The 12,060-nt window shown below is 35.3% G+C and carries 6 protein-coding genes; 1 reads left to right on the top strand and 5 read right to left on the bottom strand.

What is annotated here, in order from left to right; genetic code table 11:
- Window positions 1-62: 62 nt before the first annotated feature.
- Window positions 63-233: a hypothetical protein gene (locus tag BXY64_RS21295; RefSeq protein WP_170150567.1), complete on the top strand. Its 171-nt coding sequence runs from the start codon at window positions 63-65 to the stop codon at window positions 231-233.
- Between the two features lie 336 nt (window positions 234-569).
- Here the strand turns inward: BXY64_RS21295 and BXY64_RS03920 are convergent, their stop codons facing one another.
- The 5 genes from BXY64_RS03920 to BXY64_RS03900 all read right to left on the bottom strand — a co-directional run bounded on the left by BXY64_RS03920 (window position 570) and on the right by BXY64_RS03900 (window position 11,928).
- Entirely contained in the window at window positions 570-1,607 is a 1,038-nt protein-coding gene (locus BXY64_RS03920) for a 2-oxoacid:ferredoxin oxidoreductase subunit beta (RefSeq protein ID WP_120238628.1), read from the bottom strand.
- Between the two features lie 2 nt (window positions 1,608-1,609).
- A complete protein-coding gene (locus BXY64_RS03915) occupies window positions 1,610-3,454 on the bottom strand; it encodes a 2-oxoacid:acceptor oxidoreductase subunit alpha (RefSeq protein ID WP_120238627.1) in 1,845 nt (614 codons plus the stop codon).
- Between the two features lie 465 nt (window positions 3,455-3,919).
- Window positions 3,920-5,410, bottom strand: coding sequence for a RagB/SusD family nutrient uptake outer membrane protein (locus BXY64_RS03910; protein WP_120238626.1), 1,491 nt, complete (start codon window positions 5,408-5,410; stop codon window positions 3,920-3,922).
- Between the two features lie 14 nt (window positions 5,411-5,424).
- Window positions 5,425-8,466 carry a SusC/RagA family TonB-linked outer membrane protein gene (locus BXY64_RS03905; protein ID WP_120238625.1) on the bottom strand — a complete coding sequence of 1,014 codons (3,042 nt, stop codon included), beginning with the start codon at window positions 8,464-8,466 and terminating at the stop codon, window positions 5,425-5,427.
- A gap of 534 nt (window positions 8,467-9,000) precedes the next feature.
- Window positions 9,001-11,928 carry a M16 family metallopeptidase gene (locus BXY64_RS03900; protein WP_120238624.1) on the bottom strand — a complete coding sequence of 976 codons (2,928 nt, stop codon included), beginning with the start codon at window positions 11,926-11,928 and terminating at the stop codon, window positions 9,001-9,003.
- Between the last annotated feature and the right edge of the window lie 132 nt (window positions 11,929-12,060).

Below are 12,060 nucleotides of genomic sequence, written 5' to 3'. Positions count from 1 at the left end.
CATCAGGATCGGATCTTAATGGCCATATTAGTGATTCGCATGCCTATTATAGTGATCTGCATGTGCTTTATAATGATTCGCATACTGATATTTGCGATCTTTATATGCTCTTTAGTGATCCGCACACCTATTTCCAGGGTGATATCACCTTACCTGCTATCCGGGAAGCTCTGCCAGTGGGTGATATTAGGGTTCCTGATGGTTGGGAGAAAGTAATTTTCGGTTTGGAATAATTTCTTTGTATCAAGCAAGATTGACATTCACGTTTTAAACATTCATCATTAAAGGGAAAACACCAACAAAAATAAAAGTTACGGTACTCTGTACCTAAGCAGACTCTTAGATGATCAAACTATAAATATTACGCAGCTCTGCTGCTTTTCTGATGAATTTGAATTGAGTATTACCTAGGTGCAGAGCACCTTGACATTTATAGATAAATTGATAATTTAAAGAATATTAAGGTACAGAGTACCGTTATCTATTTCATTAATATTTTGAAGACTTGCATAAAAAAAGAGGGAATCAACGATCCCCTCTTCTATATATCTATTGAAAAATTCAAATTATTAAACTTCCCAAGTATCTCCACTGTTCAACAAATCATCCATACATTTGATTGATGATTGTTCCTGAACATCTTTAATTTGCTGTACCATTTTCTCTTCGTAAGAAAGGGCTGCAACATCACGAATTACACCAAGTGCCACAGGATACTCAGGTGCTGTCATGTTCGACAACAACCAGTGCATGTGTGGATCTGGAGTATGAGCATCGTGAATCAAGATATCTTGTTCGGTAATGCCATGTTCACCAATGGTAACAACAACTAGTTTACCATTACCTCCCATTACCAATCCTTTGTTCTTTTCTTTACCGAAAATCATTCTTTCGCCATGGCGAAGCACCAACTGATACTCTTCTTTGGTGTTCTTATCAGTAATTAAAGAGTGAGCTCCATCATTATAGATAACACAATTCTGAAGAACCTCAACAATTGATGTTCCTCTGTGCTTTGTTGCATCCAAAAGAATTTCAGAAGTCAACTTGATATTGGTATCGATTGATCGAGCATAAAACTTAGATTGAGCTCCCAATGCCAGCTCTGCTGGGTGGAAAGGTTGCTCAATGGTTCCGAATGGAGATGTTTTAGTTACCATTCCGTGCTTCGATGTAGGCGAATACTGACCTTTTGTCAAACCATAAATCTCGTTATTAAATAACAAGATGGTCATATCAATATTTCTACGTACAGCATGAATAAAGTGGTTACCACCAATTGCCAATGCATCACCATCACCAGAAACCTGAAGGATTTCCAAATCTGGGTTTGCCGATTTAGCACCTGATGCAATAGCAGCTGCTCTACCATGAATTGAATGGAATCCGTAAGTATCCATATAATATGGGAAACGAGAAGAACATCCAATACCAGAAATAACTGCAAAGTTCTCTTTTGGTTTTCCCATTAAAGCCATTGCTTTCTGTACCGAATTCAAAACTCCATGGTCACCACATCCAGGGCACCATCTTACTTCCTGATCACTCTTAAAATCTTTTGGAGTCAATTTCTCAGGAGCTGGTTGCTTTAATAATGTATCTGCCATGATTACTTCTCCTCCAATAATTGATTAAACTTCTCTTTCAATTCTTTTACAGTAAATGGTAAACCTTGCAATTTGTTGTATTGCTCGAATTTAATATCCTGGAAATTGCTTCTCAAATATTCAGCAAACTGTCCATCGTTCAATTCACAAACGACAACTTTCTTATAACGCTTTAATACCTCTTCTGTATTCTTTGGCAATGGTAAAATGTAGTTAAAGTGCGCCAATGCAATGCTCTTATCATCTGCTTGCAATTCGCGAACAGCTGTTGTAAGGTGACCATATGTTCCTCCCCATCCTACAACTAACACATCTGCATTATCATCGCCTTTAACAGGAAGATCTGGAATAAAATTAGCTACTCTTCTAACTCTTTCAGATCTGATATCTGTCATTACCTGGTGATTTTCCGGAACGTATGATACAGTACCTGTAACATCCATTTTTTCCAATCCACCAATTCTATGCTCTAATCCTTTTGTTCCAGGAACAGCCCATTTTCTTGCCAATTTCTCTTCATCTCTGGCATATGGCATGTAATCATCACCTTCTTTTGCCAAAGGAACTGTAATTGGAGAAAGATCAGCCATTTTTGGGATTCTCCATGGCTCTGCACCATTCGCAAGGAAACCATCAGTTAAAAGAATAACTGGTGTCATGTGCTCCAATGCAATTTTACTTGCACGGTATGCATATTCGAAACAGTTTGATGGAGTACTAGCCGCAATAACAGGCATAGGACACTCACCACTTCTACCGTGAATCGCTTGCATCAAATCTGATTGCTCTGTTTTGGTTGGCAAACCTGTTGAAGGACCTCCACGCTGAACGTTTACAATTACCAATGGTAACTCAGTCATAACCGCTAAACCAGCAGCTTCTGTCTTCAATGCCAAACCTGGACCTGAAGTTGTAGTAACGGCAAAATTACCTGCGAAACTAGCTCCAATTGCAGTACAAATACCAGCAATCTCATCTTCGGCCTGGAACGTTTTTACACCCAAATCTTTACGAGCTGCTAATTCCTGTAAAATTTCAGTTGCAGGAGTAATAGGATACGATCCACAAAATAGTGGCAATCCAGCTTTTTCCGCAGCTGCAATTAATCCCCAAGCTGTTGCTTTGTTACCTGTAATATTACGATAGGTTCCCTTCTTAATTTTAGCAGGAGCTACACTGTAATTGTAAGCTAATGCTTCAATTGTTTTTGCGAAGTTGTAACCAGCGCGTAATACTTTCTTATTAGCTTCTACAACTAATGGGTGCTTCTTAAACTTGCTTCCGATAAATTCTTCGGTATGCGCCAATGGACGATCGAACATCCAATATACCATACCTAAGGTAAACATGTTTTTGCTTCGAAGAATACTTTTCTGATCCAGTCCTGAATCTTTCAAACACTCTTTAGTTAAAGAAGTGACTCTAGCCTTAATCAGATTGTAATCCGCCAATTTATCATCCTGAAGCGGATCTGAATCGTAACCTGCTTTCTCAAGGTTTCGTTCAGTAAAACTATCCTCGTTCACGATGATCGTTCCACTAGCTTTTACCCATTTCAAGTTTGCTTTTAGTGCTGCAGGGTTCATTGCAACCAACACGTCAGCATAATCTCCAGGTGTATTCACCTCTGTATGCCCAAAGTGTAATTGGAATCCTGACACCCCTCCTACTGTTCCTTGCGGAGCCCTAATTTCTGCAGGGTAATCCGGGAAAGTAGCTACATCGTTCCCAAATAATGCGGAAGTATCGGAAAATTGAGTTCCTGTAAGCTGCATACCGTCTCCGGAGTCACCAGAGAATCTAATTACAACTTCTTCCTTTTCAATGACTTTTGTCTTTTGACTCATGACTGTTTTAATTTAATCTCAGATTAAATTTTTTTGTTTTTTTAGTTTATTGCTGTTGAATTTCATTAAACCAAGTAAACCTCCGTTTACATGTTATTTAACATGGTAAAGGTAGCGTTTCCCCAATTTTAGACAAGAAAAGATATGAAATTTTGCTTACTTTTTGCAAACGTTTGTATTAGAAAAAGTTACACTTAACTTATGTATATAAATCAGTCTGAGTTTTAGTTGATTAAGTCTTAATAAGCCTGATTTCAATTGACCAAAAGTCAATAATTTTCACCCTTTGAATAGAACTGCACACCCAGCACCCAACTCTATATTTAAGATTTTGATACATTATTATAAAGTTACCTCGACAATTTAAGTAATTGTCTCTAATTCCTCTGATACCTCAATAAAACTATTGCAAACAAGAAGAGGCTACCATTTGGTAGCCTCTTGAATATATCTTAAAATTTCTAATTAAGATTCATATCCTGGATTTTGAACCATATTTGTATTCGCATCAAGCTCGATTCTAGGAATAGGTTGAATGATCTTGTGATCAGTCATTTCAATATCCTTGTAAGAATTACCCCAGTAATCATCACCACGTTGGATAGTAATGTTATTACGTACCAAATCGTGGAATCTATGACCTTCTGCAACTAATTCTAAACTTCTCTCATAAAGGATGCTAGCAAGATCAACACTTGCTGGTGTAACAGTAGGAACATCACTTGGATAATCAAATAGAATAATATCCTCTTCTGTATCTTCATCCTTAATAATGATATCCTCTTTTGGATAAGCTCTTGTGATGATAGCATTCAAATAAGAAGCAGCTTTATTTTTATCACTAGCTAACGCAGCTTCAGCCGCAATTAAATATACCTCTGACGTACGAATGATTCTAATATTAGTAGTGTATGAAGGACCGCCGTTACCAGGATATTTCATTACACGTCCCATTCTCGGCTTATCTTCTGTAGACAACTCATCTTCTGCCAACAGTTTACCACGAATATCATATTCAGAATCAGTTAATTTTTTAATAAAATCATCGGTTGCTACAAACTGACCATAACCATCAGGATCTGAAAGGTAACCTACAGACTCTAACCCTGGATTATCTTCAGATGAATTTACCAGCTCAAACAAAGCTTCTGACATTTTAGGGTTTCCCCATTCAGAAACGTAATCTTCACGCGCCATAATTGCTGCTCCAGCAGGTTCACTAAGGACCTCTTCAGCATAAGCAAGAGCATTTGTCATATCGCCCTTATATAAATATACTTTAGCCAATAATGCTTTAGCAGCTAATTTGTTAATTCTACCAGTGTTAGGATCTGAGCTTAACAATGCGATAGCATCTTCAAAATCCTTGATAACTTGAGTGTAAACTTCTTCAACTGTATTACGAGCAGGCTTCTCATCAAAATTAACCTTAGTTGTAACAATTGGAACACCAAGAGCTGTAGCAGCATCACCATGAGTATAAGGCTTACCAAAAGTTCTTACCAAATCAAAGTGAATTAAAGCACGTAGAGCCAAAGCCTGTCCTTTAATATCATTTTTATCGGCAATAGCATCATCACCCTCAGCTTCTACATCATCAATAACATCTAATAATGACACTGCATTTTTTAATGCTCTATATGGACGAGTCCACATTGCAGCATCAGAAGATTCAGTATAGAATGTATAACGATAGTAATCATCTAAACGACCACTTTCGCTGGCACGCATATCATCAGCCATTACATCGAAGTTTGAGATATAATTGTTACCCCAATACTCTTGGCTTGACATTTGATCGTAAACACCATCAATAGCATATTGTGCCTGAATTACAGTTTTAATACTTCCCTCTACACCCAACTTATTACTTGGATCTTCATCAAGGAAAGAGTCCGAACATGAAGCTCCTAATAAAGAAAGCCCCAATAATGTATATAATAATCCTTTTTTCATTTCTTCTCAATTAATTAAAATCCAATATTAAGACCGATCATGTAAGTTTTCACAGTTGGAATTTCCCAAGTAGTTGAACCGTGAACTGGTTGCTCTACATCGAATACATCCTGAGAACTAAAAGTTAACAAGTTAGTTCCTGTAAAATAAATCTTAGCATTAGCGATAGACATTTTCTCAATCCAAGCTTTTGGCAAGTTGTATCCTAATGTTAATGATTTTAATCTTAGGTAATCATTTTTCAAGACACGACGTGAAGAGTTCCAGTTAGATCTGGTATCACTATCGTAGTAACGCTTAGGCATGTTGGTATTATCACCAGCATTCTGCCATCTCTTCAACTGGTCTTTACCAATAGCATATGCATGCTCGTTTCCGTCAGACCATTGGCTGTAACCAGCATGGTTGTATACATCTCCACCAAGAGAGAAGTTGAATAAAAAGTTCAAGTTAAATCCTTTATAGCTTAGGCTGTTGTTAATACCTCCCTGAAGCTTAGGGTCAGCTTTTCCAACGATAGCTTTTGCTGCAGCACCTGGATTTTTAGTTTTAATGAAGTTACCATTTTCGTCTTTAGCACGCTTTCCATCTTCCTGAACATACCACTGAGCAGCTCCGTCAGTTGGGTCAACTCCAGCCCAATCTCTTAAATAGAAAGTATTATAAGCTTCACCTTCTTTTCTAATGTAAGGGAAATCGAAAATAGTTTCACCGTTGCTCAACTTTGTAATTTCATTCTTATAATGAGATAAGTTTAAAGATGCATTCCACTTCAATTCAGAATCTTTCAAAATATCTGCATTCAAAGTGAATTCCCAACCTTTATTTTCCATCTCACCAATATTCTGCCACATACTGCTGAAACCTGTAACTCTTGACAATGGTACTTCCATCAACATAGATTCGGTTTTCTTCACAAAATATTCGAAACTACCGTTGATTCTGCTAAAAATTCTAAAATCTGTACCAATATTTAAGTTCTTACTTTCCTCCCATGACAACTCAGCATTTGAAATTTGCGAATAATCTAATGCAGGCTCTCCATTGTAAGCATTTACTGAATAAAGTGCTTGGTGAGCATACCAATCAACAGGAAGAGTACCGTTAGTACCGTAAGAAGCTCTAACCTTCAAATCGTCTAACCACTCAACACCGCTTAAGAATTCTTCTTGTGTCATTCTCCAAGATCCAGATACAGACCAGAAGTTAGCCCATCTTTCATCATCACCTAACTTAGATGAACCATCACGACGGATACTAGCAGAGATATAGTATTTATTCATGAAATCGTAATCGATCTTTCCGATATAAGAAAGAAGAGTACTCTTATCATCGTAACCTGAAACAGTGTTTGGCTTAGCTGCACCATCATTTACTTTGATACCCTGTGGTACGTTGTAACCTTCGGCAGTAGATGATTTTCTTCTATTTTCTTCAACCTCATAACCTAACAACACATTAAAATGGTGCTGTTCATTGATAGTCTTGTCATAAGTCAAGATGTTTGAAGAAGTCATCACCATGTTCTTGTTGTTTCTTCTGTATACCTCACCCTTATTAGCTTTACCAGCTCTTGAAAGAGGAGAAGAATAAATCAAGTTATCAGTGTTTAACCAATCGTAAGAGAAAGTAGTTTTGAAAGTCAATCCTTCAATAATGTCATACTTCAAAGAAGAGTTGATAGTATTTCTCCATGTATCTGAAGAACGCTCATTCAAGCTATACTCTCTAACCATGTTGTAGAACCCAAAACGAGATCTTTCAGTGTAAGAACCATCCTCATTTTTAACCATATCAGTAGGCAATAAGAACAATCTTGAAGAAGCAAATGGATTGGCATAGTAAGAACCTCCCAATGCAATATTTTGCTTCACAGAACCTAATGATATATTAGTGTTCAAGGTAAGCTTATCAGTTGCTTTGTGAGTTAAGTTCAAGCGACCAGTTACTCTTTCCATATCAGAATTACGAGCAACACCATCAGTTTGATTTGCACTTACAGATGCAAAGAAAGTAGTCTTTTCATTTCCTCCTGAAGCAGATAATTCATAATTATGAATTTGTCCTTGTCTTAGTAACTCATCATCCCAATCTGTAAATTTACCATTTGCAGGAGTTGGGAAATACTTAGCCATCTCAGTATTTACGTAATCTTCAGCAGCAGTACCTGTTAAACCTTTCTTGTCAATAGCAGTATTCATCATACCTTCTCTTTGAAGCATGATAAATTCCTCACCACTTACAGTTTCAAAGTTATCCATTGCCAAATCGGTAATACCGTGAGAAGTACTAAAATTAAATTTAGTCTTACCCGATTTACCTTGCTTAGTGGTAATTACAATTACACCATTAGCTGCACGAGAACCATAAAGAGAAGCTGCTGCGGCATCTTTCAAAACTGTTACAGACTCAATATCTGCAGGGTTAATTGTTGATAATGGAGTAGTTGTAGACCCTTCCTCGCCACTATACTTCACACCTGTGGAAGTAGTAGTAACTGGCACACCATCAATTACATACAATGGATTTTGATCCGCTGAAAAAGAACCAATACCGCGAATACGGATTTCTGTAGCAGCACCTGGCTGACCAGAAGCACTTGATACTTGAAGACCTGGAACATTTCCAGAAAGTGCTTTCTCAAAAGAAGTTACCGGTGTATCTTTCAATGCATCAGCATCAACAGTGGCTGCAGAACCTGTAAAACTAGATTTCTTAGCTACACCATAAGCAACAACCATTACTTCTTCAACACCAATGGATTCATTTTCCATTACTACATTTAAAGTTGAGCCAGTAATAGCTACTTCTTGTGTAGTCATACCTACGAAAGAAAAAACCAATACATTTTCACCTTCAGGAACATTTAAAGAGTATTTACCATCGAAGTCGGTTGTGGTACCGATGGTTGTACCTTTTACAATTACGGAAACGCCAGGAACAGACAAGCCATCTTCGGCTGCAGTTACCACCCCTGAAATTTCTCGATTTTGAGCTAGAACGCCCTGCAATCCTACAAAAAATAGGATTAGCATCGAAACTAAACTTTTTTTCATAAATTTTTAGTTAGTGGTTAATTAACAATTAATACACATCTATATGTAAATTCTATAAACTAATTTCCCCATTAGATTTATAGAAAGCATATTCTCCCTTTAGAATATTTTTTATTAAAGTTGAATCAGATAATATACCCCTAAATTAAAATATCCAACTCTCAGATTTCGATACCCCTACCAAATCTGAGGTGTCAAAAGTGTAAAAAATTCTTAAAAATTCAAATCTTTTTTTTTCTCAAACTTTTTAATTCTAAATAATTGCCCTTCAGTTCTCTTACAATATAATAGTAAATTGTTTATTATTCCTTTCAAATTAAAACCTTATTACCATATTGATATTCAACATTGTTATCTAAATCGTTTGCGTAAATAAATCTCCCAGAAAAGATAAAGGCATACATCTCTTATTTTTTTTGTATTTAGATTCAAATTAAATACTAAACACATCTCAAAATATATAAAAAACAAAAAAGCTGTTCTGATTATAAATCAGAACAGCTTTCCATATAAAGTCAACTAACTAAAACTCTCTTATTTACTTGAAAATAGTTTCGATTTTGAAATAAATTTAAGCTTACTGATTTGTTTTAATCCCTTAACATCTACTTTTGATTTGTTTCCAACAATACAAATAGCAATTGGTTTTCCAGCAATACTTTTCTTATAAAAGTCTTTAATATCTTCAAATTGCAGTTCATTAATTTCACTAACCATTTTATGATTTAGATCTTCAGTAAATCCTAACTCTTTCCATCGGCTCACTGTTGGAGTCATACTTCTGAAACTTGGCTTACCTGACATTAATGATTGTGTCAAATAACTTTTAACATTCTTAATTCTGTCCTGTTTTTCAGGCATATTTTTAACAATGTCCTTAAATACCTTAACAGCTTCAACCGTTTTATCTGCTTGTGTTTTAGTACCACCCAATAAATATCCTGGCTTGCTTTTAAGTCCAAAACCATATTGTGCACTTGCACCGTATGTAAGTGATCTTTTTTCACGAATTTCTTGCAACACTATTCCACTGAATCCACCAGAAAAATAATTATTGAATGCCATAATTTTTGAAAGGTCTGCAGGATTGAATATCTCACCATTTACAAATAAGAAAATATTACATTGAACAGCATCAGCATCGTGTACAAAATAAATTTCATCATTTTCAACCTTATTCATTTCACGCGAAAACTTTTCGCATCTTGGTTTCAAATCAGACTTAAAGTTCAAATTACTAATTATTGATTGCTTAACTGAGTTGAAGTCTTTTGCCCCACAGTAATGCATTTCTACGCCATAACTTGTGGCATCCTGATAAACACCAACTAGTTTACTTACCAATAATTTATCCAGATCATCAATGGTTTTTCTGTCTAAATAATCAGATTTTTCTCCATAAAGAATATACTGACGAAGAGCATTAGCTACTGCCCCAACACTTTGTTTCTCATAGTAGCGAGATGAAATTTGCGAATTCACTAGTAGTTCAAGTTTTTCTTCATCCAAATTTGGAATCAACAATAACTCAGTAATTAACTTTAAAGCATTATCCAAATATTTCTCATCTCCATTAACAGAAACGATTAACTCATTGTCTGTACTATAGATACTATAATTACATGAAATTTTAGCAAATTCTTCTTTTAGGCTACTGATATCTCTTTTCAATGTTCCGGCATAATTCATTAAGCCAGAAGCATATTCAAGATCTTTTATTTGATGATTTCCTGCACCATAGCTTATTCTAAGACTAAATACATCATTATGAGGGTTTTCAGCATAATATAGTTCAACACCATCTCTAATATTCTCACACACAAAATCTTTTTCAAAATCAACATAATCTTCCTTTGAATTTGTATTTTTTGTATCGAATATTTCTTTAGCGTAATTTGAAAGGTTCCCAGCAACAGGTTCAATAGGTTCGTAACCTGGCTTTTCTATCTTCTTTTGTTTTGGCTTTCCTTCGTATGCATTCAGTGCCAAATAATTGTTACCTAAATATTTTTTAGCACAATTGATGATATCTTCTTTAGTGATTGACTTAATCTTTGAGGCATAAGACTTTAATTCTTTCAAATCAGAACCTTTTTGAAATACATCCCCTAAAAGAATTCCCATTCGCACATTATTTTCTAGTGACAAGTCAAAATCTTTTATCAAGTCCTTTTTTATAGCATCAATTTTCCAGTCTTCAAATTCACCATTCTTTAATTTTTCTACCTGAGCAAGCATCAATTTTTCTGCCCCATTAAATGATTCATAAACAGGCTCATATCTTCCTGTTTGCTTATACTTTTCAATCATTACTTCTTTACGAAGTTTAGGAGAGTAATCGATGGTAAAAATACCATGATCATTTAAGTTCATATTAGAACTGTAAGCTCCACCTACTTTTTTATCTAATCTTAACTGATCAAGTAATCCAGTTTCCGTTGAATTAGATAACAATTGAGCAACAAATTCTAAAGTAACAGCATCTTCATGTTTATTATTAACTGTACGATAAACTAAAGATCCTCTTCTTGAATATCCTAATTTTAAAGCTAAGCTCTCTCCCCCTTTAAAATCTTTAACAGGTTTTACTTCTTCTTTAGGTAGATCTTTTGACTCCCAACGTCCAAAATATTTATCAATTAATGGCTGAGCTTCAGAAGAGGAAAAGTTTCCTGTTAAAATTAGACACATATTATTAGGCACATAATACTTGTCATAAAATTCTTTCATGGCTACCAATGAAGGCTTTTTAATATGCTCTACACGTCCTAAAACAGTTCTACTATATTCATGACCGTCAAATACTTTTGCAAGCAATTCTTCATACATTTTCCTGTTTCTGTTATCCAAAGATTCATTTTTCTCTTCAAAAACAACCTCTAATTCAGCCTGAAATCCTCTAAAAACAGGGTTAATAAAACGATCACTATAGATTTTTAGCCATTTCTCAAGTTGAAAATCAGGAAAGCTATTCATGTACACTGTTCTATCCCAACTAGTGTTTGCATTCAACCCGGTAGAACCAATGTCTTTAAGAACTTTGTCCAATTCATTTTGACAAGCATACTGAGCTGCTTCTTTGGAAAGTTCATTAATTTCTTTTTGAATCTCAGCTTCTTCCTTTTTATCCTTTGTACTTTTTAACTTCTCATATAAAGCATAAATCTTATCGATATATACTTTTTCCTTTTCCCAATTAATCGTACCAATTTGTTCATTGCCTTTAAATAGCATATGCTCCAAATAGTGAGCGATCCCTTCCTGATCCACTGGATCTTCTTTTGCTCCGGCTTTTGTTACAACATAGCCAAAAACATCAGAGGCATGCTTATCCTCATGTAAGATTACTGTTAATCCGTTTTTTAATTTATACTCTTTAATATTGTTTAGGTCACTAGCTAACACACTAGAGGTAACAACCACAAACAAAGCGAGTAATGAAATAAGTTTTTTAAATTTCATAAGATCTAATTTTCCTTTTTTACTAATGAAATATATTTTCTTTTAAGAATTAAAATAAACGGTAAAATAGGGATGTATACCGTCATGAGAGACAGGGAATATTACATAACACAATATGATATTGTATAAAAA

Origin of the sequence: Marinifilum flexuosum (genome assembly GCF_003610555.1) — a bacterium.
Classification (GTDB): Bacteria; Bacteroidota; Bacteroidia; order Bacteroidales; family Marinifilaceae; genus Marinifilum; species Marinifilum flexuosum.
Note: the sequence above shows the minus strand (reverse complement) of the source record. Positions and strands in the feature narration are given on the sequence as shown.